25 protein-coding genes and 1 pseudogene are annotated in these 26284 nt (G+C 61.8%); 14 read left to right on the plus strand and 12 right to left on the minus strand.

Going from position 1 to position 26284, the window contains the following annotated elements:
* Positions 1-162 precede the first annotated feature (162 nt).
* Genes pstS through pstB form a run of 4 tightly spaced genes read left to right on the plus strand, consistent with a single transcriptional unit; the run spans position 163 to position 3792 of the window.
* The gene (gene pstS, locus EOE18_RS13430) at positions 163-1215 is read left to right on the plus strand and encodes a phosphate ABC transporter substrate-binding protein PstS (protein ID WP_246027447.1); all 1053 of its coding nucleotides are present in this window, start codon (positions 163-165) and stop codon (positions 1213-1215) included.
* Positions 1212-2129, plus strand: coding sequence for a phosphate ABC transporter permease subunit PstC (gene pstC, locus EOE18_RS13435; RefSeq protein ID WP_246027448.1), 918 nt, complete (start codon positions 1212-1214; stop codon positions 2127-2129). Before pstS ends, pstC begins: the two co-directional genes overlap by 4 nt.
* The gene (gene pstA / locus EOE18_RS13440) at positions 2129-2977 is read left to right on the plus strand and encodes a phosphate ABC transporter permease PstA (protein ID WP_127710380.1); all 849 of its coding nucleotides are present in this window, start codon (positions 2129-2131) and stop codon (positions 2975-2977) included. Before pstC ends, pstA begins: the two co-directional genes overlap by 1 nt.
* On the plus strand, positions 2974-3792 hold the full coding sequence (pstB, locus tag EOE18_RS13445; protein ID WP_220446013.1) for a phosphate ABC transporter ATP-binding protein PstB: 819 nt from the start codon (positions 2974-2976) through the stop codon (positions 3790-3792). Before pstA ends, pstB begins: the two co-directional genes overlap by 4 nt.
* A 105-nt stretch (positions 3793-3897) precedes the next feature.
* Here the strand turns inward: pstB and EOE18_RS13450 are convergent, their stop codons facing one another.
* Positions 3898-5328 (minus strand): AMP nucleosidase, encoded by a 1431-nt coding sequence (locus tag EOE18_RS13450; protein ID WP_127710382.1) that lies wholly within the window; start codon positions 5326-5328, stop codon positions 3898-3900.
* A gap of 145 nt (positions 5329-5473) precedes the next feature.
* On the opposite strand from EOE18_RS13450, the gene EOE18_RS13455 reads away from it, so the two are divergent.
* On the plus strand, positions 5474-6445 hold the full coding sequence (locus EOE18_RS13455; protein WP_220446014.1) for an amidohydrolase family protein: 972 nt from the start codon (positions 5474-5476) through the stop codon (positions 6443-6445).
* A 64-nt stretch (positions 6446-6509) separates the two neighbouring features.
* On the opposite strand, the gene rplI is transcribed toward EOE18_RS13455, so the two are convergent.
* The 4 genes from rplI to EOE18_RS13475 form a co-directional block, all read right to left on the minus strand.
* The gene (gene rplI / locus EOE18_RS13460) at positions 6510-7106 is read right to left on the minus strand and encodes a 50S ribosomal protein L9 (RefSeq protein WP_127710386.1); all 597 of its coding nucleotides are present in this window, start codon (positions 7104-7106) and stop codon (positions 6510-6512) included.
* A gap of 12 nt (positions 7107-7118) precedes the next feature.
* Positions 7119-7343: a 30S ribosomal protein S18 gene (rpsR, locus tag EOE18_RS13465; RefSeq protein ID WP_127710389.1), complete on the minus strand. Its 225-nt coding sequence runs from the start codon at positions 7341-7343 to the stop codon at positions 7119-7121.
* A 3-nt stretch (positions 7344-7346) separates the two neighbouring features.
* On the minus strand, positions 7347-7709 hold the full coding sequence (rpsF, locus tag EOE18_RS13470; RefSeq protein ID WP_127710391.1) for a 30S ribosomal protein S6: 363 nt from the start codon (positions 7707-7709) through the stop codon (positions 7347-7349).
* Between the two features lie 201 nt (positions 7710-7910).
* Complete coding sequence (locus EOE18_RS13475; protein ID WP_127710393.1) at positions 7911-9251, minus strand: coiled-coil domain-containing protein; 1341 nt, start codon at positions 9249-9251, stop codon at positions 7911-7913.
* Between the two features lie 250 nt (positions 9252-9501).
* On the opposite strand from EOE18_RS13475, the gene EOE18_RS13480 reads away from it, so the two are divergent.
* The gene (locus tag EOE18_RS13480) at positions 9502-10437 is read left to right on the plus strand and encodes a DUF808 domain-containing protein (RefSeq protein WP_127710395.1); all 936 of its coding nucleotides are present in this window, start codon (positions 9502-9504) and stop codon (positions 10435-10437) included.
* 68 nt (positions 10438-10505) lie between these two features.
* Here the strand turns inward: EOE18_RS13480 and EOE18_RS13485 are convergent, their stop codons facing one another.
* The gene (locus tag EOE18_RS13485; RefSeq protein ID WP_127710397.1) at positions 10506-10943 is read right to left on the minus strand and encodes a PilZ domain-containing protein; all 438 of its coding nucleotides are present in this window, start codon (positions 10941-10943) and stop codon (positions 10506-10508) included.
* A gap of 191 nt (positions 10944-11134) precedes the next feature.
* Positions 11135-12745 carry a globin-coupled sensor protein gene (locus tag EOE18_RS13490; protein WP_246027449.1) on the minus strand — a complete coding sequence of 537 codons (1611 nt, stop codon included), beginning with the start codon at positions 12743-12745 and terminating at the stop codon, positions 11135-11137.
* Positions 12746-13091: 346 nt separating this feature from the next.
* Here EOE18_RS13490 and EOE18_RS13495 point away from each other — a divergent pair, with 346 nt between their 5' ends.
* The gene (locus tag EOE18_RS13495; protein WP_127710399.1) at positions 13092-13307 is read left to right on the plus strand and encodes a hypothetical protein; all 216 of its coding nucleotides are present in this window, start codon (positions 13092-13094) and stop codon (positions 13305-13307) included.
* Positions 13279-14292, plus strand: a complete 1014-nt coding sequence (locus EOE18_RS13500) for a DUF6976 family protein (protein ID WP_127710401.1) — start codon at positions 13279-13281, stop codon at positions 14290-14292. Before EOE18_RS13495 ends, EOE18_RS13500 begins: the two co-directional genes overlap by 29 nt.
* 151 nt (positions 14293-14443) lie before the next feature.
* Here EOE18_RS13500 and EOE18_RS18475 read toward each other — a convergent pair whose 3' ends face one another.
* The gene (locus EOE18_RS18475) at positions 14444-14743 is read right to left on the minus strand and encodes a hypothetical protein (RefSeq protein ID WP_164852757.1); all 300 of its coding nucleotides are present in this window, start codon (positions 14741-14743) and stop codon (positions 14444-14446) included.
* Between the two features lie 351 nt (positions 14744-15094).
* Here EOE18_RS18475 and EOE18_RS19010 point away from each other — a divergent pair.
* Positions 15095-15202: pseudogene (locus tag EOE18_RS19010) on the plus strand (PEPxxWA-CTERM sorting domain-containing protein); the annotation flags it as partial.
* Here EOE18_RS19010 and EOE18_RS13510 read toward each other — a convergent pair.
* Together EOE18_RS13510 and EOE18_RS13515 are read right to left on the minus strand one after the other, a co-directional pair.
* Positions 15203-15454, minus strand: coding sequence for a hypothetical protein (locus EOE18_RS13510; RefSeq protein ID WP_127710405.1), 252 nt, complete (start codon positions 15452-15454; stop codon positions 15203-15205).
* A gap of 46 nt (positions 15455-15500) precedes the next feature.
* Entirely contained in the window at positions 15501-16919 is a 1419-nt protein-coding gene (locus EOE18_RS13515) for a glutamate ligase domain-containing protein (protein WP_127710407.1), read from the minus strand.
* A gap of 54 nt (positions 16920-16973) precedes the next feature.
* On the opposite strand from EOE18_RS13515, the gene EOE18_RS13520 reads away from it, so the two are divergent.
* The 4 genes from EOE18_RS13520 to dnaN all read left to right on the plus strand — a co-directional run bounded on the left by EOE18_RS13520 (position 16974) and on the right by dnaN (position 20921).
* The gene (locus EOE18_RS13520) at positions 16974-17783 is read left to right on the plus strand and encodes an LD-carboxypeptidase (RefSeq protein WP_127710409.1); all 810 of its coding nucleotides are present in this window, start codon (positions 16974-16976) and stop codon (positions 17781-17783) included.
* Between the two features lie 76 nt (positions 17784-17859).
* Positions 17860-18798: an ACP S-malonyltransferase gene (gene fabD / locus EOE18_RS13525; RefSeq protein ID WP_127710412.1), complete on the plus strand. Its 939-nt coding sequence runs from the start codon at positions 17860-17862 to the stop codon at positions 18796-18798.
* Positions 18798-19538 (plus strand): 3-oxoacyl-[acyl-carrier-protein] reductase, encoded by a 741-nt coding sequence (gene fabG / locus EOE18_RS13530; RefSeq protein WP_127710604.1) that lies wholly within the window; start codon positions 18798-18800, stop codon positions 19536-19538. The genes fabD and fabG overlap by 1 nt, the downstream gene beginning before the upstream one ends.
* Before the next feature lie 264 nt (positions 19539-19802).
* Positions 19803-20921, plus strand: a complete 1119-nt coding sequence (dnaN, locus tag EOE18_RS13535) for a DNA polymerase III subunit beta (protein ID WP_127710414.1) — start codon at positions 19803-19805, stop codon at positions 20919-20921.
* A gap of 520 nt (positions 20922-21441) precedes the next feature.
* Here dnaN and EOE18_RS13540 read toward each other — a convergent pair.
* Positions 21442-21729, minus strand: coding sequence for a hypothetical protein (locus EOE18_RS13540; RefSeq protein ID WP_127710416.1), 288 nt, complete (start codon positions 21727-21729; stop codon positions 21442-21444).
* A gap of 159 nt (positions 21730-21888) precedes the next feature.
* A complete protein-coding gene (locus tag EOE18_RS18950; protein WP_127710418.1) occupies positions 21889-23079 on the minus strand; it encodes a GGDEF domain-containing protein in 1191 nt (396 codons plus the stop codon).
* A 350-nt stretch (positions 23080-23429) separates the two neighbouring features.
* On the opposite strand from EOE18_RS18950, the gene EOE18_RS13550 reads away from it, so the two are divergent.
* Positions 23430-26258: an EAL domain-containing protein gene (locus EOE18_RS13550; protein WP_246027450.1), complete on the plus strand. Its 2829-nt coding sequence runs from the start codon at positions 23430-23432 to the stop codon at positions 26256-26258.
* Positions 26259-26284 lie beyond the last annotated feature (26 nt).

The raw sequence follows: 26284 nt of genomic DNA on the forward strand, positions 1-26284 counted from the left end.
GCGCGACAGGGCGGCATAAAATGTCCGACAAAAACGGCGATTTCTTGGGGATTTTGTCTCGTTTCGCGCTGTTGTGGATATTGTCACAAACCTGTCATTATTCCATCCTAGCCCCTTTGATGCGCCTGCTGGTCCATTTGGGCCCAAGGCCTTTGGAGAATCATGATGTTCCGCCGCATTGTTCAGGCTCTGGGTCTTGCGGCCATGTCTTTCTCCATCGGGCTGTCCCATCCCGCCATGGCGGAAAATGTGACAGGGGCAGGGGCCACTTTTCCCGCCTCGCTTTATCAGGCTTGGGCGCGGGACTATCAGGCGCTCTCGCCCGACAGGGTCAATTATCAGGCGATTGGTTCGGGCGGCGGCGTGCGCCAGATCATGGCGCGCACGGTGGATTTTGGCGCGACAGACCGCCCTTTGACGCAGGAAGAACAGGCGCGCGCCGGCCTTGTGCAATTTCCGGTGGTGATGGGGGGCATCGTCCCCATCGTGAATGTGCCCGGCATCGCGGCGGGGGCCTTGCGGCTGGACGGGCCTTTGCTGGCCGATATTTTTCTGGGCGTGGTCAAGCGCTGGAACGATCCGCGCCTGCGGGCGATGAACCCGCAATTGGCATTGCCGCCTTTGCCGATCACCGTGGTGCATCGCGCCGATGGAGCGGGCACGACGTTCCTGTTCACCACCTATCTGGCGCAGGTTTCGCCTGTGTGGGCTGCCAAAGTGGGGGCGAAAGATGCGGTCAATTGGCCCACGGGGCTGGGGGGCAAGGGCAATGATGGCGTGGCCGCCTTTGTGAAGCAGACCTATGGCTCGATCGGCTATGTCGAATTTGCCTATGCGGGCAAGACCGGCGTGGCGCCGGTGCAATTGCGCAACCACGATGGCGCCTTTGTCAGCGCTGGCCCCGCCGGTTTTGGCGCGGCGGCGGCGGCGGCGCCTTGGGGGCGGGCGGCGGGCAATTATGTGCTGCTGCTCAATCAACCCGGCGCGCAGGCCTGGCCGATTTCGGGCGCGACTTTCGTGTTGATGCAGCGCCAACAGGCCAGTGCGGCGCGGGCGCAGGCAACTTTGCGCTTCTTTGACTGGGCCTATCGCAACGGAGACGCCACCGCGCAGCGCCTGCATTTTGTGCCTCTGCCCGAAAAGGTGAAGGCGATGGTGCGACGGCAATGGGGCGATATCAAGGCGGGCAATGCGCCCTTATGGAGCGCCCGATGAACAAGGCCGCGCGGCATGACCGCCTGTTCCAGCGCCTGTGCCTGTCGGCGGCGCTTTTGGTGATGGCCACATTGGCCGGATTGCTACTGGCGCTGGTGATCGGTGGCTGGCCCGCGATCAGCCATTTCGGTCCGCGGTTTTTCACCTCCGCCGCATGGGACCCCGTGGCCGACAATTATGGCGCGGCGGGGCCTTTGGTGGGCACTTTGGTCACCGCGCTGGGGGCGATGATGCTGGCGCTGCCGCTGGCGATGGGGGTGGCGGTGTTTCTGGTGGAGTTTTGCCCGCGCCGACTGGCCCATCCTTTGGGGCTGGCGGTGGAGATGCTGGCGGGGATTCCTTCGATTGTTTACGGCATGTGGGGCTTGTTTGTGCTGGCGCCATGGTTTGCGCTGCATGTGCAACTGCCGCTTCTGCTCAATCTTGATCCGGACACATTCTGGGGCAAATTGTTCAACGGCATTCCCAATGGCGCCAATATTTTCACCGCCTCGCTGATTTTGGCGGTGATGGTGCTGCCCTATATGGCCACGGTGTTCCGCGAAATGCTGCTGACCGTGCCGCCCCATATGCGCGAGGCGGCCTATGGCATGGGCTGCACTTCCTATGAGGTGGTGACCTATATCATGATCCCCTATGTCCGGCGCAGCGCGATTGGCGCGGTGATGCTGGGGCTGGGACGGGCCTTGGGCGAGACGATGGCGGTGACTTTCGTGATCGGCAACAGCCATGCTTTCCCCGACAGCCTGTTTGCATCGGGTTCGACCATCGCCTCCACCATCGCCAATGAATTTGCCGAGGCGAGCAGCGATCTGCATGTTTCGGCGCTGATGGCTTTGGGCCTTGTGCTGTTTTGCATCACCTTTGCCACGCTGGCGGCGGCGCGGTTGCTGATCGGGCGGGAGGCGAGCTGATGGCGGTGCTGTCGCGCGAGAAAAGGCGCAAGATCAAGAATGGCGCCTTTGTCGCGGCCACCAGTCTTGCCACTGTGCTGGCGGTGGGGGCCTTGCTGTTGATCCTTTATTCGCTGCTGGTGAACGGGCTGGGCGGATTGGGCGCGCATATTTTCACCATGGACCAGCCTCCGCCCGAAACCTTGGGCGGGCTGCGCAATGCGATGGCCGGTTCGCTGGTGCTATGCGCGCTGGCGATGGTGATGGCGGTGGTGGTGGGCGTGCTGGCGGGCACATGGCTGGCCGAATATGGGGGCACGCGGAAACTGGCCAATCTGGTGCGGTTTTTGAACGATGTGCTGCTGTCGGCGCCGTCCATTCTGGTCGGCCTGTTTGTCTATGAAGTGCTGGTGCGCCCGTTTCAGGGCTTTTCGGCGCTGGCGGGCGCGGTGGCTTTGGCCTTGCTGGCGGTACCGGTGGTGACGCGCACGACCGAGGACATTCTGCGCCTGCAATCCAACCAGTTGCGCGAGGCGGGCATGGCGCTGGGCGCGGGTAAGGCCTATGTTATCCGCGCGATCATCTGGCGCGCCTCGCGTCCCGGTCTGGTCACCGGCGCGCTTTTGGGCTTTGCGCGTATTTCGGGTGAGACGGCGCCCTTGCTGTTTACATCTTTGGGCAATCCCAACCTGTCATGGCATTTGACCCAGCCGATGGGGGCCTTGCCCACCACGATTTTCCAATTCGCCCTATCGGCCTTTGATGATTGGCGTTCGCTGGCATGGGTGGGCGCTTTGCTGATTGCGGTGACGGTGCTCAGCGCCAATATTCTGGGGCGTGCCTTGGCGCGCAGGAGAGATGCCCGATGAAATTTGACGCCGTCCCAAGCCAGAGCGTGATGCGCCCCCCATCCGAGGCGGAAAGGGTGCTGGACGTGCGCGGGCTGGATTTCAGCTATGGGCAGAACCAGATCCTGTTTGGCGTCGACCTGCCGGTGGCGCGGCACCAGATTACGGCGGTGATCGGGCCATCGGGCTGCGGCAAATCGACGCTGCTGCGCTCGATCAACAAGATTTACGACATTTATGACGGGCAGAGCGCCAGCGGCGAAATCCTGTTCCATGGGCAGAATATATTGAACCCCGCCAGCGCGATGGGCGCGGACAATGCGGCTTTGCGCGCCAAGATCGGCATGGTGTTCCAGCGGCCCACGCCTTTCCCCATGTCGATTTATGACAATATCGCCTTTGGCCTACGGCTGCACCGCAATGTGTCGCGCGCCGATATGGACGATATTGTCGAAAGCGCGCTGACCCGCGCCGCCTTGTGGGACGAGGTGAAGGACGGCCTGCACAAATCCGGCCTTGGTCTGTCGGGCGGGCAGCAGCAAAGGCTATGCGTGGCGCGCGCCATTGCCGTGGAGCCGGAAGTGCTGCTGCTCGACGAACCGGCCTCGGCGCTTGATCCTTTGTCGACGGCCAAGCTGGAAACGGCGCTGATCGAGATGAAGGACAGTTTCACCATCGTCATCGTCACGCATAATCTGCAACAGGCGGCGCGTATTTCGGACTATACCGGCTTTATGCTGCAAGGGCGGATGGTGGAATTCCGCCCCTCCAGCGAGGCTTTCGTGAAGCCCGAAACGCAGGCGATGCGTGATTATGTGACGGGGCGTTACGGGTAACGGGCTGGTTTGGACGGCACCGGCCCTCTCCCCCTGCCCTACCACCCAAAGAGTTTACCCCGTCGGGTAGTAGGGCAGGGGGAGAGGACCGGCGCGCGGCGATACTTACCGGAAAGGCGGCTCCTTGAAAGCGCGCAGCTTGCGGCTGTGCAACCTTTGCCCTTCGGCATGCAGCAGGTCGCAGGCGGTGGTGCCGATCGCAAGATGGGCGGCAATCGCCTCTTCATAGAAACGGTTGGCTTGGCCCGGCAGCTTGATCTCGCCATGCAGGGGCTTGTCTGACACGCAGAGCAAAGTGCCATAGGGCACGCGGAAGCGGTAACCTTGCGCCGCGATCGTGGCGCTTTCCATATCGATGCCCACTGCGCGGCTCAGGCTGAAACGCTGGGCGCTTTGCGTGTAGCGCAATTCCCAATTGCGATCATCGGTGGTTACGACTGTACCGGTACGCATCCGCTTTTTGAGGTTCGCGCCGGTCTGGCCGCTGATGATTTCGGCGGCTTGGGCCAGTGCCAATTGCACTTCGGCAATGGCGGGGATGGGGATTTCAGGCGGCAGCACGGGGTCCAGCACATGGTCATCGCGCAGATAGGCATGGGCCAGCACATAGTCGCCGATGCGCTGCGTATCGCGCAGGCCGCCGCAATGGCCGATCATCAGCCAAGCCTCGGGGCGCAGCACGGCCAGATGGTCGCAGATGGTTTTGGCATTGGACGGGCCGACGCCGATGTTCACCAGAGTGATCCCGCCGCGCCCTTCGCGCACGAGGTGATAGGCGGGCATCTGATGCCGGCGCCATGCCGTGTCGGACAGCAGCGCGCGGGCATTGTCTTGCGGCTGGTCCAGATAGAGGCCGCCCGCGCCGGATAGGGCACTATAGCCATCCTTGCCCAATTGCTGCGCCGCCCAATCGACAAATTCGTCCACATAGCGGTGGTAATTGGTGAAAAGGATGAAGCGCTGGAAATGGTCGGGATTGGTGCCGGTGTAATGCGCCAGACGGGCCAGACTGAAATCGGTGCGCAAGCCGTCGAACAGCGCCAGCGGGATAACGGCATCGGGCGCGTTCAGCTCGATCATGCCATCGGCCAACTCATCACCGATCAGCGCCAGATCGGTGGTGGGGAAATGCTGCGCCAGTTCGGACGGGCGCACGGTGATCCCCGCGCTGGCGTCCAGCACATAGGGGAAGGGGATTTCCTGAGTAGAGGCGGCCACTTCGCAGGTGATTTCATAATCTTCGGCCAGAGTGGCGATCTGTTCGGCCAGATATTCGGCGAAAAGCGAGGGGCGCGTGACGGTGGTGGCATAGGTGCCCACATCGTTCAAACGGCCAAAGGCACGGCTGGAATCGGGATGGGTTTCGCGCCCCGCATAATGGATGCGCAATTCTGGATAGCACCAACTGCCATCGCTACGACGCGAAGCGGGGGGCAGCGTGCCAAGCTGGGCATAGGCCAGAATATCGGCGCGCAGGGTGGATTGGGCCGCCTCATACAGGCGGTTGAGTTCAGAGAGGATCAGTTCGATGTTCATAAGCAACAAGGTAACTCAGATTCTCCGCTGTGCAAGCAGGCTTGACCTGGTGCTGGGCGCTGCGCAGGATGGGGTTAAGCAGGCATTGATCCAGTCCTGCGTTTGGAGAGGTCAATTTATGGAACTGAAACGGAAAATTGCATTATTGACGCTGCCTTTTGTCAGCGCTGTCACAGGGCAGGCCGCGCTGGCGCAGAATATGGCGGGCGATCCGCCGCCGGTGATCGACGTGCATGTCCATGCCGGTGATTTCAGCGCCAATGCCCCCATGTGCCCCAATGCCGCGCAATTCCTCGCCTCTGATCCCGCCGATGGTCCCGAAGCGCCCTTTGGCTGGTCGAAGGAAGGCTGCACCCCCGCGCTCTATCCCGCGGCCAAGGGGCAATATCGCGCCGAAGTGCTGGCCGAGATGAAGCGCTTGAACGTGACCGCCGTGGTGTTTGGCGAGGTGGATCAGGTGAAGGCGTGGGCGGCCGCCGCGCCTGAGCGTGTCATCCCCGGCACAGCGTTCAAAAGCGTGGTCAGCCCCGATCAGGCCGAGCAGTTGAAGCGCATGGAAGTGGCCTTCACCAAGGATGGCTTTAAGGTGATGGGCGAGATCGGCCTGCAATATGAGGGCATTTCGCCCAGCGATATGCGCGCCGAGCCCTATTTCGCGCTGGCCGAAAAGCTGGATATTCCTGTCGCCATCCATATGGGCACCGGCGGTTCGGGCCGCGCCAATGTGTCGAGCCCGAAGTTCCGTGGCTCGATGGGCAATCCGCTGCTGCTGGAAGAATTGCTGGCCCGCCATCCCAAGTTGCGGGTGCAGGTGATGCATGCAGGCTATCCCATGGCCGAGAATATGCTGACCCTGTTGCAGGCCAGCAGCCATGTCTATGTCGATATTGCGGGGCTGATCTGGTCCTATCCGCGCAAAGAGGTCAACCGCTATATCCAGCGTCTGGTCGATGGCGGTTTTGGCGACCGGATCATGTATGGCACCGACCAATTGGCATGGCCGGGCCTGATGGCCTATTCGATCGGTCTGATCCAGAATGCGGACTATCTGACGCCGGAGCAGAAGCGCGACATTCTCTATAACAATGCCGCGCGTTTCCTGCGTATCAAAAAGTAAAGAAAAAGGGGCGGGCCATTTCTGGCTCGCCCCCTGATCTTGTTCAAGCCTTTCGGCGCAAAGCTTATTCAGCTTCGGCGGCGGGCTCGTCCAGCAGGTCGGCCGGGATTTCGCCCGGTTCTGCGTTGGGGTCATATTCTTCGGTGAAACCGCCGACTTCATTGTCGAACAGAGCTTCCGAAATGTTGACGCCCTTGGCCTGCAGTTCGGCTTCGTCGGGCGAACGGGCAACGTTCACCTTCACGCCAACATGCACTTCGGGGTGCAGCGAAACGCGCACGTCGTAGATGCCGATGGTCTTGATCGGGCGTTCCAGCACGATCATCGACTTGTTCACCTTGGCGCCTTCGGCAACCAGAGCGTCCACGATGTCACGAACCGACACCGAACCATACAGCTGGCCAGCGTTCGAAGCGGCGCGGATCAGAACCACGCTCTTGCCTTCGACGTCGCCCGACTGGGCTTCGGCAGCAGCCTTGGCAGCAGCGTTGCGAGCTTCGATGTCCGCGCGCTGGGCTTCGAAAAGCTTGCGGTTGGCTTCGTTGGCGCGCAGGGCCTTCTTGTTGGGCAGCAGGAAGTTACGGGCGTAACCGTCCTTTACAGTGACAACGTCACCGATCGTGCCCAGCTTCTCGATACGTTCGAGGAGAATGATCTGCATGAGTTTTCTCCCTTACTTGACGAGGTAGGGCAGCAGGCCCAGGTGACGGGCGCGCTTGATCGCCTGGCCCAGTTCACGCTGCTTCTTGGCAGAAACGGCGGTGATGCGGCTGGGAACGATCTTGCCACGTTCGGACATGAAGCCCTGAAGCAGGCGGATGTCCTTATAGTCGATCTTGGGAGCGTTCTTGCCCGAGAAGGGGCAGCTCTTGCGACGACGGAAAAATGCACGAGCCATGGATCAAGCCTCCTCGCGTTCGCGGCGACGGCTGCGCTCGCGGTCGTTCTTGCGCATCTGGACCGAGGGACCAGCTTCCAGTTCATCAACGCGGACGGTGATGAAACGGATGATGTCTTCGTTGATGCCCATCTGGCGTTCCAGCTCGGCGGTCACGCCGGCAGGAGCGTCGATGTTGAGCATCACGAAATGCGCCTTGCGGTTGCGCTTGATCTTGTACGCCAGACCCTTGAGACCCCAGGTTTCAGTCTTGGTGACCTGACCCCCGTTGGTTTCAACGATTTCGGTGGCGAATGCGGCCAGCGCATCAACTTGCGCTTGGCTCAGATCCTGGCGAGCCAGGAACACGTGCTCATAAAGAGCCACGGCAGCTTCCTTCAATCTGTGTAACCGATCGCTGGCTAATCCGCACCATTGCGGGGCCCCTCCGGCTTTCTTCGCAAATCCATGATGTGCGGGCTGCGAATCCGCACTTTCAGAAGATGAGGCCCTTAGCCAAACGGGCGGGGAAAGCAAGCGGAAAGGGCGGGGGGCTGCGTTTCGGGTAGGTGCCGCTGCTGCTGCCACTCATGCCATTTTGGCGACCAGACTTTCATTATGGTCATTGGCCACCCGCACCACCGAACGCAACTGGTCATTTTCGGCCGAGAGTTTGGCAAGGCGGGCCTGCAATTTCTGGATGGCATCGGCATGGGCCATATCGGCCATGCGGGCGCCTTCGGTCAGCCCCTTGTTCTTGATGGTCAGCGCCGAATTTTCGTTGCGTAGCATGTCCAGTTCCAGTTCCAGCCGGTGGCGGGTGTCGATTTCGCCCGACAGCAACTGACCCGTGGTCGAGGCCGAGGTGGAGGCGGCCTGCAATTGGGCGCGCAATTCGTTGCTCTCGCGCTGCGATGCTTCCAGCGCAAGCTTTAACCGGCCGATCTCGCGGTCGCGGTCCACCCGTTCCAGTCGGGCCTGCGACAATTGGCGGCTCTCCTCGCCCAGACGCGCGCGGCTGTCGGCCATCGCCTGATCCAGAAACTGGTGGCGTGATTGCAGCGTTTCGATCTCGCTCTCGCTCTGCATGCGCGCTTCCTCGGCATCCTTGCGCAATTGCAGGTTTTCGATGCGCAAACTGGCCGAAGTCTTGCGTTCGCGGTTCAGCTCCAGCTTGCCTGCATTGTATTTTTCTTCCAGCTGCACCACCGCGCATTCCAGCTCGCTGATGGATTTACCGGCGCTGTCCAGCCTTTCGCGCAGGCGTTCATGGGTCAGCTGCAGGTTGGACAATACGTGGTTGCGATCCGAAATCGTGTCGATCGCATTTTGCAATTCGCTGTGCAATTCGTCGATCGTCTTGTCGGCAATATCCTTGGCCAGACGCAAATCCTCCACCTCGCCCTGTAACGCATTACGCAAAGTGGTCAGTTCATGGATCTGCGGCTCCATCTGGCCCAGCAGATGTTGCAGGGCGGCATGGTCCTGCCCCAATTGCAGGTGGCTGGCCTCGATGGTGGCATTCTGCAGCTTCAGGGCGGCGGCGGTGGCCTCTTCCAGCTTCAGCGCGGACAGGGTCTGCGTCAATTCCTGGGCCAGATTGGCCCTTTCCTGCATCAACTCGCCGCTGCGCTGGACTTCTTCGGCCAGAGCGGTTTCGCTGTTTTCCAGCCGGTTGCGCAACAGGTTCATCCCGCTGACCGCATTTTCCACCGGCGTCATCATCAGACGGAACTGTTCGGGCAGGCGGGCCACCTGTTGCAGCGCGGCTTCAAATTCGCCGATATGGCTCCATACATTTTCACGGGCCATATTGATGCTTTCGGTGGGAACGGTTTTGAGCGTGGCGATGTCGTTCAACATGTCATCCGCGGCGGTTTCGCAGGCGTTGCTTTTGCCCATGATGAATTTCTTCAGCCCAATAGCCATGCCGGTTTCCTGCCTGTTGTGGATGGATCGCTGTAGCTTGTGTTTAGCGCTATGTTTTTCTTATTCCCAGAAATTCACTTAATGATCAATGAATTATGGGTTGCCGCGAACTTCTTGGTGGCTCATTTTGAAAAAATGGCGGGTGCAGGGCGCGCCATGCGCAACATGGCTGCTTGCGCGGGGTCTGGCTTGTTGCAGGGCGCGATTGCGGGCATGAGGCGATGAATGGCAAGCGAGGTGCGTTAAAGACATGTCCGTTGGTTTGGTGGCTTTGCTCGATGATGTGGCGGCGATTGCGCGGGGGGCGGCGGCTTCGCTGGACAAGGTGGGCGCGGGCGTGGCGCAGGCTGGGGCCAAGGCGGCGGGCGTGGTGGTGGACGATGCCGCGGTGACGCCGGCCTATGTCAATGCTTTCACGCCAGAGCGCGAATTGCCGGTGATCGCGCGGATCGCGCGGGGCAGTCTGGTCAACAAGCTGGTGATCCTGCTGCCGCTGGCGCTGGGGCTTTCGGCGTTTCTGCCTTGGGCGATCATGCCGCTGTTGATGCTGGGGGGCTTGTTCCTGTGCTATGAAGGCGCGGAAAAGCTGATGGAGGCTTTGGGCGCCGAGCATCATGGCGAGACGGTGGAAGATGGCCCGCAGGATGCGGTGGCTTTCGAACAGGCGCGGGTGAAGGGGGCGGTACGGACCGACCTGATCCTGTCGGCGGAAATCATGGCGATTGCGCTGGGCGAGGTGGCCGCGCGGCCGGTGGCGGAACAGGCGGTGATCCTCAGTCTGGTGGGCATTGGCATTACGGTGGCGGTCTATGGCGTGGTGGGCCTGCTGGTGAAGCTGGACGATATTGGCCTGCATCTGGTGCAGCGGGGCGGGGCAGTCGCCACACCGCTGGGCCGCGCGCTGGTGTTGGGCACGCCTTATGTGTTGAGCCTGCTGGGCGTGTTGGGCATGGCGGCGATGTTATGGGTGGGCGGCGGCATTCTGCTGCATGGGGCCGAGAGCCTCGGCTTTGGCGCGGCGGCGCATTGGCAGCATGAGGCGGCGCATCATGTGGAGGCCATAGCAGGCGCGGCGGCGGGTTGGCTGACGGGCGCGGCTTTGGCCGGTGTGCTGGGCGTGGTGGCCGGCTTTGTGGTGGTGGGCCTGTTGCACGGGGTTCCGGCGCTGTTCAAACGGCAGGCCTGAAACGGCGGGCCATAGAAAAGGGGGCCATCAAGACCCCCTTTTCCCCCCGATCAACCGGTGAAAGGTGATTAATGAGAAAGGGTAGGCGCAGGTGCCCCGGCCTGCGCCTCGGCGGCCAGAACCGCAGCGTCGAGCCGGTCATAGCGGCTGTCGATCTGGGTCAGGCGGTCGATCTCGGTGCGAGGGCGGCGGCGGGCATGGCGCAGCACCAGTTCCTCGAAAATATCGGGATGCAGCGGGCGATCAAATTCCACGCCCACAATGTCGCCCATGGTCCACATCACGGTGGCTTCCTTGGGCTTGAGTGAGGGCAGATAGACGGTCGTCTTGTCGCCCGCGCGCAGACCCAGCGGCAAGCCTTCGATACGGGCTCCCCCGCAGGTCAGGTTCTTGAGCAGCGTGGCGGGGCGGTGTTGCCCCTGACGCACACGGATGGGAAGGTCAAAGCTGATCCTCTCGGAGCGCGGCACATAAACGGCTGTGTCGACAAGGGTATTCAGCAGCATGATGGTCTCCGGCCCTAGTGTGCTTGGGGCATTTTCGTCGCGCTCTTTGAACGGAGGAGGCCGGATGCTTTTAAGGGGCTAAACAGCATGGTTTGCGAAAATTTACCTTGATGGGGTGATCGCGGGGCGCAAAGGCCAAAGAAAAGGGGCCGGTGAGGGCCCCTTTCCTGAACGCAGATGGCGGGTTGGGTTCAGAACTCGCTCCAATCCTCGTTGGGCGCGGAGCTGGCCGCCGGAGCGGGCAGCGGGGCGGCTGCGGGTTTGAGCGCCAGCGCGCCCGATGTGCTGCCATAATTTGGCGCAGGTGGGGGCGTGCGTTTGCGGCTGGGCAGTTCCACCACGGGGGCGCCCAGCGCGGGGCTGCCGCCTTCGATGGTGAAGGAGCGCAGCAGGCGCGTCAGCTCCTCGGCCTGACCCGACAGGCTGCGCGCGGCGGCGGTGGCTTCCTCGGCCATGGCGGCGTTGGATTGGGTGTTGCGGTCCATATCCACCACAGAGGAATTGATCTGCACCAGATTATCCGCCTGTTTGCGGCTCATATTGGCGATGGTGATGGCCAGTTCGGAAATTTCGGCCACTTTGGTTGCGATGCGGGTGAAGGCATGGCCCGATTGGTCCACCAGCGCCACGCCGCGCGCCACCTGATCCACCGAAGTGCCGATCAACCCGCGAATATCCTTGGCCGCATCGCCGCTGCGCTGGGCCAGAGCGCGCACTTCATTGGCCACCACGGCAAAGCCTTTGCCCGCGTCACCGGCGCGTGCCGCCTCGACCCCGGCGTTCAGCGCCAAGAGGTTGGTCTGGAAGGCGATGCCGTCGATCACATTGATGATCTGGGTAATTTCGGTGGCGGAGGTTTCGATCTCGGCCATGGCTTTGACCGCCTCGCGCACCACGTCGCTGCCGGTGGTGGCCTCTTGCTGGGCCTCGGCCACGCTGGATTCGACGCGGGTGGCGCCGCGCGCGGCCTCGGAAATGCCTGCGGTCAATTCATTCATCGCGGCAGAGGTTTCTTCCAGCAGGCCCGCCTGTTGTTCGGTGCGGCTGGCCAGATTGTCCGAAGCGACAAGAATTTCGCCCGCGCCCGAATTGATCGTATCGGCCGCCTGCGCCACGCCCGACAATGCCATGTTGAAAGCCATCCGCATGGATTCAAAATCGGCCTCGATGCGTTTGTATTCCTCGGGCAGATTGGCCATGGCCGTGGTCAGATCCCCCGCCGCCAGTGCGGCCAGCGCGGTGGAAATGGTTTCGATCACCGCCTGTCTTTTGGCTTCCTCGGCGCGGAAATAGGCGGCCAGCGCCACATCCATGTCCAGAATGCCCAATTTGACCAGCGTGCCGATCTCTTTGGCCTTGCCGCGCGTCAGGATGGCGGTGGGGCCGGAACTGAGCAGCGAGGTGATCACATCTTCCAGAATAGTGGCATAGCCGCCGGTGTACCACGTCGGCTCCAGCCCGATGCGGGCATGAACATCGCCAATATGGCTGGCGCGGCGATGGTAATTGTCGGACAGGCCGCCTGCATTATCCTCGAACAGATCGACCCAATGCGCCAATTGTTTCGAACTGGCCGCGTCCATCGCGCCGCGATTCGGAAAGAATTTGGCGGTGTGACTGTTGCGCGACACGCGCTCGTAAAAGCGGGCCAGCGCGCCGGGGGCCAGTTTGCGCAAGGATTTCGCTATTTGCGGGAACATTCGGTAATTGTCTGCATCCAAAGCGAAAAAGTCGATACGCTTTTCCATTTCGGAACGATCCGGCGTTTTTCCGGATGCAGCGTGATGGTGGGCAGCAGACATGCCGTAAACACTCCTCGGGGTCAGGCGCTTTCGGGGGGAAGCAAGTTGACGACGGTTTGAATAGAGCCTTGGTTAGCAGGCCTGCCTTCCCAAATGGTGGGAAGGGCGCTGTTTATTTCCCTAGGGAGTAGAGCGAGAAGTCAAATTTTACCTAATGTTTACCTAAAGGCGGAATGAGGCAACTTGGCGTGTTATAGGTCTTTAGTCCTAGGGGCTTGTGCATAAGCCGGATCAGGTAAGTTCGGAAACGTAACGCTTCTATACGGGGCGGGCACAGGGAGCGGGGGCTGCTTCACCCCAAGGCCACCCGCGAGACAGCCCGCATGTGCGGTTGAGGACTGAACTTATGGCACTACCACCCAAAAGTGCCCCGGTCTGGCAAAAGCTGGCTTCGGGAGGAATGAAGAAGCTGCGCACCAGCAACCTTGGTGCGCAAATGCTGTCGCAGCGCTTGGAACTGTCCAAGTTGCCGATCACGCAAAAGGCCGATGAGGTCTATGATTTCTTTGTGAAATGGGAAAGAGGACTGACGAATGAAATCGCTCAACTTGGCAGCCTCTGACCTTGGCCGCATCAACACTCTGCTCTCGCTGGACGATGCCGCCGCGTTGATCAACGCCGGTGCGCCGCTGGCCGTGGCGGGGCGTAAGGAAGCGCTGGACCAATTGCCCAAAGGCAAATGGATCGGCGGCACCACCCCCTATTTCCTGACCGGCGAGGGTGGCCAGATTATCGATGCATCGCAGGTGTTTGTGACCGATTTCTCCGGTCTGGGCGCGGTGGATGTGGTGGTCTATGACGAGCATGGTCTGCAAGGGATCACCGATGACGCGCCGGAAAATGGCTTTGCGCTGGCAATCCTGCCGTTCCAGTCAGCGGTGCATCGTCGCTTTGCGGCGGAGGCTTCGTCCTATCCGCAGGCCTTCCTGAAGCCCACGGTGGGCTGGATCGCCGGTTTCGATCTGGGCGAGGCAGGGGCCAAGGCCTATGTCTACAACGGCCTGACCGGCGAGGCTTTGGACAATCGCGTGGCGGTGCTGCATGTGGCTTTGGAAGATGGCCAGATGCCGGCGGTCGAAATCGTCAATATTTTCGAGGCCGATGGCGTGGATGTCATCCGCTTTACCGAGGCTGGCTTCTCCCCCGCCGAGGTGGTGGTGAATGGCGAGACGGTGAAATTTGCCGATTACGTCCGTTCACGCGGGCGTGAGGATGGCCGCCTGCCTCTGGTGGGGGATTACAGCGGGGCGCGGATCAATTCCTCGATCCGTTTGATCGAGGGCGATACGGTGCATCTCTATGCCCCCGTGTTCCCCGGCATCGACTATTCCTTTGCCGCGCCGGTCGATGATTATGCCGCCGCGTTCCAGAGCGAATTTGCCGCCCATTCGCAGGATGGTGCCTTGTGGTCCTGCAATTGCATCCTCAATTTCCTGTTCGGGGAATTGGAAGGCAAGACCGTGGGCAGCGTGGCTGGCCCTGTGACCTTTGGCGAAGTGGCCTATCAATTGGTCAACCAGACGCTGGTTCAGGTGCGGGTTTTGTAACTTAAACCTCTGAAAATATGTTGAAAAAGCGGTTCCAGCGCGGGGTCGCTTTTTTGACTCCGGAATGAACCTTAATCCGATTTGTTTACAGATGCGTAATGCGACGAGCCGAGTATAGATGAGACTCCCCAAATTGGTGGTTTTTCTATATTTAAGGATTCAAAGCTAAAAACAGCATGCCGGACATTTTCCGGCAGGTCGCACAATCTTCGAAGAGTTTCACCCTATGAGAGGCAAGAAAAGGAAATGGGCGATTGGCCTTTGCCTCTTGGGCATCAGTGTCACTGCTGATGATGCTTTGCTTTTTCATGAAACTTTGGGAATTGGAAGCCATCATTCGGCCTTTGCCGAAATGGCGCGGCTGATTCGCCGCAGGCCCGTGATAGGCAAGATTGCGGTTGTTCCGCCCCATTTGGGTTTCCCGCATCGTGACGGCGCCGATATTGGCCATCTGGTGTTTGCGCGTCCGCCTTTGGGGGCAAAGGGGCACGGTTCCTGTGTTGGCGTCAGCTGCCTTGCCACATCGGGTCTTGCCGATGCCTCTGATGCTGGCGCTCTGGGCGCGGCAGAGGAATTTGCCTTTAGCGGGGATCTCTCGCTCAACGGGCAGGATCTGGGCGGTTTAAATGGCGGCAATCCGGCCAATTTCGGGCCGACCGGCGGGCTTGGCAATCCGAATGGCGGGGCCAATGGCGGGGCCAATCGCAATGGCCTGCCGCTGGGCGGAGGCGGTGGTTCGTCGGGCGGCGGGGATGGCACGATCTTTGTCCCGCAGGATGGCGGCGGCACAGTGGTGCCCACGGTGCCCGAACCGGCGACTTGGGGCCTGATGATCCTTGGCTTTGGCTTTACCGCGCAGGCGATGCGGCGCAGGGTAAAGCGTGTGGATCAGACCCAGCCTGAAGCTTGATCAATTGTGGCGGGCTGGCTTGTGGGCGCGATGCCACAGCTTGGCCATATCCTGATGCAATTCGTGGCGGATCGGGCGCGGGGTGCTGTGCCAGGCGGCCGCTGCCACCCCGCTCCACAGCAGCAAGGACAGGGGGAGCGCCAGCACCAGCGCCCGCAGCAAGCCTGCGGGCACGGGTTCGGGCGCGGTGCGTTGCGGCGTGGCGGGCCAGAGGGGGCCAACCGACCGCTTGGGGGATGAGTCGTGTGCCATGGCGAGGGCTTACACCGCTCTGGCTGAACCGGCGCTGAGCGTGGCGTTAATTCAGGCCCGCGAGCAATTCGCGTGCGAAGAGACTGAGCGTGTCATCGCGCGCGCCCATCACCACGATGCGATCCCCAGCCTTGGCCTCGGCCAGAATATGGCGCGCCACATCCTCGCGCGCGGGGATATGCAGGGCGTTGCCGCCGTGGTTGTTGATCAGGCCCACGATCCGTTCCGAACCTTGGCTGCGGTCCACCGTGCCGCCGAAATAGACCGGATCGCACAGGATGGTGATATCCTCCGGCCCCAGCAGGCGGGCGAAAGTCTCGGCCAGTTCGGCGCCCATCTGGCGTAGCGGGCCATAGCCATGGGGCTGGAAAAAGGCGATGACGCGGCCTTGGTGCTGCTTTAAAGTCGCCAAAGTCGCGCCGCATTTTTCGGGATTATGGCCGAAATCGTCGATGACGCTGATGCCACTGGGGCTGGTGCCCACAATGTCGAAACGGCGGGCAAGGCCGGCAAAGCTGCCCAAGGCTTGCGCCACCGCGCCCAGCTCCAGACCCAGCGCGGCGCAGGCCCCGCAAGCGGCCAGCGCATTGGCCAGATTATGCCGCCCGGGCACGCGCAGGGCCAAGGGATAGGTCGCGCCATCGCGCCGGTCGAGCAAAGTGGCGCTGATGCTGGTGGGCGTTTCCACGATGGAGCCTGCCGCCACGCCCAGATCGGCTTCGAGCGCGGTCAGGCCAAAAGTGATGGCGCGGACGGCGCGGGGGGCAAGCGCGGCGGTCTCGGCATCATCCAGATTGAGCGCGGCCACTTGCGCGCGGGCGATGAAGTCGCCGAATAGAGCGCGCAATTCCTCAAGGCTCTTGTGGTCAAGGCTGACATTGTTGAGCACGGCCACGCTGGGGTTATACAGCGCGATCGAGCCGTCGCTCTCGTCCACTTCGGAGATAAAAGTGCCGCCTGCGCCCACCCGCGCGCTGGCAAAGGGCGCATCGGGGGCAACGAAATTCTTCATCACCGCGCCATTCATGATCGTGGGGTCTTGGCCCAAAGCGGTCAGCACCCAGCCGATCATGCCGGTCACCGTACTTTTGCCGCTGGTGCCGCCCACCGCGACCGATTGCGGCGCGGCGTTGAACAGGGTGGAGAGCAATTGCGCGCGGCTCATGCGCGGGCAGCCCAAAGCCTTGGCTTGCACCACTTCGGGCACGCTGTCTTCCACCGCCGCGCTGGCGACCAGAACTTGGGCCGCGCTGGTGATGCCGCTGCCATCCTGCGGAAACAGGGTGAAGCCAAGGCTTTCCAGCCATGCGAATTTTTCCGGCGTGCGGCCCTGATCGCGGCTGCGGTCAGAGCCGGATACTTGCGCGCCAATGCCGCGCAGGATCAGCGCGAGGGGCAACATGCCCGATCCGCCAATGCCGCAGAAGAACCATTGTTGCGAGGTAAGAGAAGGAGCGCCAGTCATGGCCGGAGTGCCTAAGCGGTGGCGCGGCTTGGTGCAACTGTCTATGGCGGGGGCATGACGATCCATATTGCCCTTTGCGCCCCTGCCACGCCGATCCTGCCCGAAGATCTTGCCCGTGCGGAGGCTTTGGCGGGCGAATATGGGGTGCGTTTGCACGCCCATCCGCAATGCTATGCCAGCGCGGGGCATTTTGCGGGCAGCGATGCGCAAAGGCTGGAGGCTCTGCTGGAATGCGCCAATGATCCGGCCTTTGACGGCGTGTGGTTTGCGCGCGGCGGCTATGGCAGCAACCGGATTGCGCAGGCGGCTTTGGCGGGCATGAACGCGGCGGCGCGGGCCAAGACCTATCTGGGCTATTCGGACATGGGCTATCTGCTGAGCGGGCTTTACCGCGCTGGCATAGGCCGCCCCTGCCACGGCCCGATGCTTGCCGATGGGCGCAGGGTAGGCGGCGAGGCGGCCTTGCGCCGCGCATTGGATTTCTGGCGCGGCGGGGCGGAGGGGCTGGAGCCTGCCCGCGATGGCGCGCCGGTGGTGGCGTTCAACCTGATGACTCTGGCCATGTTGGCGGGCACGGATTTGATGCCCGACCTGACCGGCCATGTGGTGATGGTGGAGGAGGTGAGCGAGCATCTCTATGCGGTGGATCGTTTGCTGTTCCATGTAACCGCCCATTTGCGGGGGGCTGCGGGCATCAGGCTGGGGCGCGTTTCGGACGTGCCGGAGAATGACCGCCCCTTTGGCGCGGAGCCGGAGGAGATGGTCCGCCATTGGTGCGCGCAACGCGATATTCCCTATTTGGGCGCGGCCGATATTGGCCATGATGCGGGCAACAAGATCGTGTGTTTTGGGCGTTGGGCGTAAACCAACCCCTCTTGCCAGCGGCGCGCTTCCGCAATAGGCCCGCGCGCAATTGGTTTGATTAAAGGATGGATTGGCCATGCGGGCATTTGTGTTTCCGGGGCAGGGTAGCCAGAAAGTGGGCATGGGCGTGGAATTGGCGCAGGCCAGCGCCGTGGCCCGCGCGGTGTTCGAGGAAGTGGATGATGCGCTGGGGCAGAAGCTGTTCCAGATCATGGCCGAAGGGCCCGAAGACGCGCTGACGCTGACCGAGAATGCGCAGCCTGCGATCATGGCCAATGCCATCGCCACCTTGCGCGTTTTGGAGGCCGAGGGCGGCATCACGCTGGCGCAAAAGGCCGATTTCGTGGCGGGGCACAGTTTGGGCGAATATACCGCGCTGTGTGCCGCTGGCGCTTTCAGCCTTGCCGATACGGCGCGCTTGCTGAAGCTGCGCGGGACGGCGATGCAGGCGGCGGTGCCGGTGGGCGTGGGCGCGATGGCGGCTCTGCTGGGTGCGGATATTGATAAGGCGCAGGCCTTGGCCGATGCAGCGGCAGAGGGCGAAGTCTGCACCGTGGCCAATGACAATGATCCGGGTCAGGTGGTGCTGTCGGGCCATAAGGGCGCGATCGAGCGGGCGATTGCTCTGGTGAAAGAGCATGGCATCAAGCGCGGCGTGGCTCTGCCGGTTTCGGCGCCTTTCCACTGTCCGCTGATGCAGCCTGCGGCGGACGCCATGGCCGAAGCTCTGGCCGCGACGCCGCCTTCGGCGCTGCAAGTGGCGCTGTTTGCCAATGTGACCGCGTCGGTGGTCAGCGATCCGGCGCAGGCGCAGGCCTTGCTGGTGGAGCAGGTGTGTGGCCGTGTGCGCTGGCGCGAAAGCGTGATCGCCATGCAGGCGGCGGGCGTTGAACAATTTATCGAACTGGGCGGCAAGGTGCTTGGCCCCATGATTGGCCGCACCGTGAAGGATGTGGCGGTGACCAGCGTGGTGACGATGGGTGACATCGAAGCGCTGCTGAAGGAGATCGCATGATGTTTTCGCTGGAAGGTATGACCGCGCTGGTAACGGGCGCGAGCGGTGGTATTGGCAGCTCGGTGGCCAAGGCTTTGGCCGCGCAGGGCGCGCGTCTGGCTTTGTCGGGCAGCAATGCGGAGAAGCTGGAGGCGTTCAAGGCTGAACTCGGCGGCGATCATGTGTGTCTGGTGGCCAATCTGGCCGATGCCGCCAGCGTGGATGGCCTTGTGCCTGCCGCTGTGGGCGCGCTGGGCAAGCTGGATATTCTGGTCAACAATGCGGGCATCACGCGCGATAACCTCGCCATGCGCATGAAGGACGATGAATGGGATGCGGTGATCCGCATCAATCTGGAAGCCGCCTTCCGCCTGATGCGCGCGGCCACCAAGCCGATGATGAAGGCCCGCTTTGGCCGTATCATCTCGGTCACCAGCGTGGTGGGCGCCACCGGCAATCCGGGGCAGGTGAATTATGCTGCCGCCAAGGCTGGCCTTGTGGGCATGAGCAAGAGTCTGGCGCAGGAATTGGCCAGCCGCAATGTGACGGTCAACTGCGTGGCCCCCGGCTTCATCCGCACCGCCATGACCGATGTTCTGCCCGATGCGCAGAAGGAAGCGCTCAACAGCCGCATCCCGATGGGCCGCATGGGCGAGGGCGAGGATATTGGCGCGGCGGTGGCCTATCTGGCCAGCCGCGAGGCGGGTTACATGACCGGCCAGACGCTGCATGTGAATGGCGGGATGGCGATGTTCGCCTAAACAGCGGGCAGCGTTCAAACGGGGCGGGCAGGGGCAACCTTGCGCCGCCCCTTTTGCATTTTTGGCACCCGATATTCGGATTTATCCCCAGAAACACTTGAGGGCAGTGCAACACATCTTGTCGCTTGGTTTTTGCGCGTTATGGAAGATAGTCCGCAATAGCAGAGGTGGGTTGATTCAAGACCCGCCAATGCGACAAGGAAGCATATAGCGATGGTCCGGCCTGTCCGGCCTTTCGCGCATAGGTTGGGATCTGTTGACGCTATGAAAGCCACACTTGAACGCGCCGCGCTGCTGCGTTGTCTCAGCCATGTGCAGTCGGTGGTGGAACGGCGCAACACCATCCCCATCCTGTCCAACGTGCTGGTCGAAGCCAGCGCCGATGGCGTGCTGCGCCTGATGGCAACCGATCTTGATCTGCAAGTGGTGGAATATCTGCCCGCGGTCAGCGTGGAAGCGCCCGGCGCGATTACCGTTTCGGCGCATCTGCTGTTCGATATCGCCCGCAAGCTGCCCGATGGCGCGCAGGTCTCGCTGCAAACCGCCGACAACCGTCTGGTGGTCAAGGCTGGGCGCAGCCGGTTCCAGCTGCCCACGCTGCCGCGCGATGATTTCCCCGTGATTGTCGAAGGCGATCTGCCCACTTCGTTCGAACTGCCCGCCGCCACGCTGGCGCAGTTGATCGACCGCACGCGCTTTGCCATCAGCACGGAAGAAACCCGTTATTACCTCAACGGCATTTTCCTGCATGTGACCGAAACCGAGCTGAAGGCCGCCGCCACCGATGGCCATCGCCTCGCCCGTTTCACGCTGGAAAAGCCCGAGGGCGCCGATGGCATGCCCGATGTGATCGTGCCGCGCAAATGCGTGGGCGAATTGCGCAAGCTGCTGGACGAACATGCCGATAGCGCGGTGATCATCGACCTGTCGGCCAGCAAGATCCGCTTCTCGCTGGGTGGCGAAAATGGCGTGGTGCTGACCAGCAAGCTGATCGACGGCACTTTCCCCGATTACAATCGCGTGATCCCCACCGGCAATGACAAGCTGCTGCGTCTGGATCCCAAGAGCTTCCGTGAGGCGGTTGACCGCGTGGCCACCATCGCCACGGAAAAGACCCGCGCGGTGAAAATGGGCCTCGACACCGATCGCGTGACCCTGTCGGTCACCAGCCCCGACAATGGCACCGCCGCCGAGGAACTGCCCGCCGATTATGGCTTCACCGGTTTCGAAATCGGCTTCAACGCCAATTATTTGAAAGACATCCTGAGCCAGATTGATGGCGACAATGTGGAACTGCATCTGGCCGATGCCGGTGCGCCCACGCTGATCCGCCAGAATGACAAGAGCCCTGCGCTTTACGTGCTGATGCCGATGCGGGTGTGATGTTTCGGTTTAATTGAAACGCGAAAGGGGCGGGGAGGCTGGTTAGGCTTTCCTGCCCTTTTTGTTTTTGTGGTCGAATTTGCCTCCGGCGGGCGTTTTATGCCTCCGGCGGGCAAAGGGCGGGGGCCCTTTGCAATCCCGATAATGGGGTGGGTGTGGTTTGATAGGCTATGCAAGGGGAGGTGTTGAGGGTCGCTGCGCGGCGAGAATAGTTCTTCGAAAAATGCTAATGAACTGCCTCTTCGCGCAACATCTTTTCAACGCGGATCACATTCCGAGAGAACGTGCCGCCAAAAGAAGAATCCTCCGGTCTCTGGGCATTGCAAAGAGCCTCTCTGCCGATGAACTTCACCCAACTAACTTGAGTTTTCATCAAATCTACTGATTTAACAGCGTTTGAGCTTTCATCGTCTGACGAAGCTTCTTTAATCGGCGGGAAAAGTAGGCTGGCATAATATCTCTCGCCCTTAAGGCGATCCACATTCTCTGACCGCCGCGCAGCGACAAAAATAGAACCTTCCTAAGTTCTTACAAAATAACCCTGAAAAATACGGGGGCTTCGCAATTTGATTTTTTCGACGTCAATTTCGATGAAGGATGCCCGTTGTCCATACATATGCGCACCGACCTCGAAACAATCCGGATCGCTGTGCCATTGATGCGGCTCAATCGGGAATGAAGCAATATTTTCGGCCTGTTCCGGCAGATTTCTGCGCTCACTGATATTCGAAGAAGCCTTGTCGGGCGAACAAGCCGCGAGACATAATGTAGCAGCCAATGCCAGTGCTATTCCTTTAAGGCCGATCATCGGCTATTTGTGTCATACAATCCGTAAATTAACAACAGAGTTGCATCCGGTTCGCCAACCTCTTCTCGAGAAGTGGCTTAAAAACCACCCATTAACGGGATTGCAAAGGGCCTCGCCCTTTGCCCGCCGGAGGCATATTAAACTCCCTCAAAATCCCACTCACCCCACCCGCCGCAATTTCGGAGCCGACTTGGCGCGCTTGCGGGCGGCTTTGTCGGCATAGAGGCGGCTGTCGGCGGATTGGATCAGGGCGATGGGGTCGGAGGGGATGCCGGACAGACGGCCGGTGCTGACCACGCCAAGGCTGGCGCCGATGGTGACGATGGCCCCGTTGACGGGATAGGGTAGGCACAGGCTGGTGCGCAGCGCTTCGATCTCGGCCATGGCCAGCGCGTCCCCCTTGGCCACGTCATAGACCAGCGCGAATTCATCGCCGCCCAGACGGGCTACCTGAACCGAACGGAGCGAGAGGCTGCGCAGGCGTTCACCCACTTGGGCCAGCACGGCGTCACCGGCAAGGTGGCCATGCGTGTCATTGGCTTGCTTGAACCCGTCAAGGTCGATCAGCGCCAGCATGGTGGGCTGGCCACGGTGCAGGCGGCGCTCCAATTGGCCCAGAAAGGCGCGGCGGTTGGCAAGGCCGGTCAGGGCATCGGTATGGGCGCTGCGGTCAAGGGCGCGCTGCATGGCCAGCATTTTGACCATTTCGCGGAATTTCGCACCGGCCAGACGCAGGGCCATGGCGGTGGAGAGCATCAGCATCACCGCCAAAGCGCGGGCTTGCGCATCGCCGACCAACAGCATGGCCAGCGCCAGCGGCATGACCGAGGCCACCACCAGCACGATCAGCGCCCGAGGTGCGCCATGCAGGCATGCGGCGCTGACCAGAGCGGTGAGGGTGAGCAGAAAGCAAGGCACCAGCGCGGCCTGTTCGCCCGCCTGCAGATAGAACAGCAAGCCCCAGATGCCATTGGCCCCGCCCACCACCAGCGCAATCGCCAGACAGCGGCGCACATCGGCCAAAGCCTCACGCGCGGTGGGGACCATGCCGCGCCGCCCGACCATACGCAGCAATTCATGCAAGGCCACCGCGCCCATCGCGGCACCGGGCAGGGTCTGTTGCCAATGCGGCATCGGGCCAAACATCGCCACCGTGATCGAGATCGCCATGGCCAGCATCAACAGGCAGAGCATCGGCAGATAGGCCTTCAACTGCTCATGCTGCTTGGCCAGCACCTTCTGCCGCAGGCCGGGGGGGACTGCGCCTACAAAGGGCGAGGCCCAGCGGCGGACCAGCTTGTGGCTGGTAAGCTTTGTACGGCAGGTCAGGGCATGAGACAGGTCGGCCATGACTGATCCGGTGCTCCTTGGGGTTGATAGGGGAAGGCTACTTAAGCTTTCCTAACAAAATCTTAATTTCGCGTTTTTCCAGTGGGATAGCGGAAGGGGTGGTAGAGGGCTTTATACGGTATTTTCCGTATTAACACCCTGTGTTTGCTGCAAGATTTCGCCAATTTTGCCATTTTGGCGCGCCAGCGGTCCAAGTATTTACCCTTAACGCTCTTTTAAGCCCGTTTGGGGCATCGAACATATAAAGGCATTTGGTACGAAAAGGCTGCGGGCTTGTGGCGAAACGTGACGGGATTTTGGGTCGAATCGGTGCGGATCGCAGTGCCCCCGCTGGCCATGAAGGGGAATATGTGAGTCGTCGTCGTCAATTGCTGGGTGGCCAACAAGAGGCCCATGGAAAGGGCGATTCGGTTTCGGCCCCCATGGCAGAGGCTGTGGCAGAGGCTGCGCCCGCGCGCGCCGCGCCGCGTAAAGCGGCGGCGGCAGACAAGCCCGTCAGTTTCGATCGCCGCCTGCCCGGTGCCGCGCAAGACCGCCGTCAGGCCGAGGCCGCCACTCTGGCGGGCAGTGCGCAGGTTGATCCCGCCCGCCCGCGCCGCAGCGCGACCAAGCCAGCGACGCCTAGCATGGCTGAGCCTTACCTGGGCTACTTCCTGATGTCGGAAGGCTGGCCGATGACCGCGCCTGCGCTGGCGATTGCCTGTCTGTTGCTGGTACTGGATGAATTTGCGCTGCCCAATCCGGTGGTGCTGGTGCTGGCGGCCATATCGGCGGTGCTGGTGGCGGCGGGGGGGCGCTTTGCCGCCTTTGAACGCAGCCCCCAGCGGCCCCAATCGGCACGCATTGCCGCGATGCTGACGGGTGTTGCGCTGCCCATGGCCATGTTTGGCGCGGCCATGGCCCTCTGGCGGTATAGTACGGTGGGCCATGGCAATGTCGCGGCCATTCTGGGCGCGGTGCTGGTGATCAGCATTCTGGTGGCGGTGACCCTGTCGGGGCGGCTGTTTGCGCTGATCGTGGCGCAGGCCTGCCTGTGGGGCGCTTTGGCAATAACGTCAGGCATGCCGGTGATCATGGGCATCTATGGTCTGGGTTGCGCCATGGGCGTGGTGCTGGCGGTGCGTCAGGCGAAACTGGACCGTGCGGCGCAGGCCAGTCAGCGCGAGACCCTGCGCGCCCAGCATAGGGCCGAGGAAATCCTGACCGAATTTGAACAGACGGGGCAGGGCTGGTTCTGGGAAACCGACCGCAAGGGGTTGATGACCTATGTCTCGCCCACCACGGCGGCGCAATTGGGCAAGGATCAGGCGCAATTGCTGGGGCAATCCCTGACCGATCTGTTCGAAGTGGAACAGGGCAAGGCCGAGGGCGAGCGCAGCCTGTTGTTCCATTTGACCGCGCGCTCCTCCTTTGCCGATCTGCCGCTGCGCGCGGCCAGCGCCGATGAACGCTGGTGGTCGGTCAGCGGGCGGCCCATTTATGATGGCTTCAACAATTTCCTCGGCTTTCGTGGGTCAGGCAGCGATCTGACCGAAAAGCGCCGCAGCGAGCAGCAGGCCACCCGCCTTGCCCATTTCGACTCGCTGACAGGTTTGGCCAACCGGTTCCAGATGGGCCAGACTTTGGACACTCTGCTGGCCGCGCCGCGCGTGGACCAGCGCCATTGCGCGGTGTTCCTGCTGGACCTTGACCGGTTCAAGGCGGTGAATGACACGATGGGCCATCCGGCAGGAGATGCCTTGCTGAAACAGGTGGCGCAGCGTCTGTCGCATACGGTGGGCGATGCGGGGCGTGTGGGCCGTTTGGGCGGTGATGAATTTCAGGTGATCCTGCCGGGCCGGATCGCGCCGGAGCGTCTGGCCCATCTGGCGCATCGCATCATCGAAAACCTGTCGCAGCCCTATGCCATCGAAGGCGCGCGGGTGGTGATCGGCGCTTCGGTGGGCATTGCCATGGCACCCGACCATGGGCTGTCCAGCGAGGACATCATCCGCAACGCCGACCTTGCGCTTTATGCCGCCAAGGACAATGGTCGCGGCTGTTATCACTTCTATGCCGAGGACCTGCATGCCGAGGCCAAGGAGCGCCGTCAGCTGGAGCAGGATCTGCGCGAGGCTTTGGTGACCGGCGGGCTGGAACTGCATTATCAGCCGCAAGTGGCGTTGGGCACGCAGACGATCAGCGGGTTTGAAGCCTTGCTGCGCTGGAACCACCCGACGCAGGGGCGGTTGAGCCCCGCCAAATTCGTGGCCGTGGCCGAGGAAGCGGGCCTGATCACCCAGATCGGTGAATGGGCCCTGCGCACCGCTTGCCACGATATGGCCCAATGGGGCGAGGATGTGCGCGTGGCGGTCAATGTCTCGCCGCTGCAATTTGCCAATCCGGCTTTGCCTGCAATTGTCACCTCCGCGCTGGCCGAGGCGGGCGTGGCGTCGCATCGGCTGGAGCTGGAAATTACCGAAAGCGTGTTTCTGGGCGATGGCGATGCGACCGATGCGATGTTTGCCTCGCTTAAAGGTATTGGCGTGCGGCTGGCGCTGGATGATTTCGGCACTGGCTATTCCTCGCTGGGCTATTTGAAGAAGGCGCCTTTTGACAAGATCAAGATCGATCAGGGCTTTGTGCGGGGCGCGACCATGGCGGGCAGCCGCAATGGCGCGATCATCGCCTCGATCGTCAGTCTGGCCAATGCGTTGGACATGGAAACCACGGCGGAAGGCGTGGAGACCATGGACGAGCTGGATCTGGTCCACCGTCTGGGTTGCAGCCATGTGCAGGGCTATATTTTCGCCAAGCCTTTGACCGCTGCGGACGCGCTGGAACTGGTGGGCAAGGGCCTGTCGATGACGCCTAGCGGTCCGCGTTCGGCCCGCGCCCCGCGCCGCACGATGTTGCGCAAGGTGACGCTGCTGGCCAGCGGCCATCCCTATCCGGTGACCATCCGCAATATTTCCGAGGGCGGAGCCATGTTCGAAGGCCTGCTGGATGTGCCGGTCGGGCTGGACGTGGAGATTGCCTTTGCCGAGGATATGCTGGTCCCCGCCCGCGTGACATGGAGCAAGGAGGGGCGCACCGGTATCCAGTTCGCCCGCCAGATCCGGTTCGACCCCAGCGGGGCGATCCTGCGCGGGGAATGGGCCTATGATCCGGCGGTGGATGCGTGGGCTAAAGCGGGCTGAGCTTTCGCGCAAGGCACAAGGTGACA

The sequence above is a fragment of the Novosphingobium umbonatum genome (assembly GCF_004005905.1).
GTDB lineage: Bacteria > Pseudomonadota > Alphaproteobacteria > Sphingomonadales > Sphingomonadaceae > Novosphingobium > Novosphingobium umbonatum.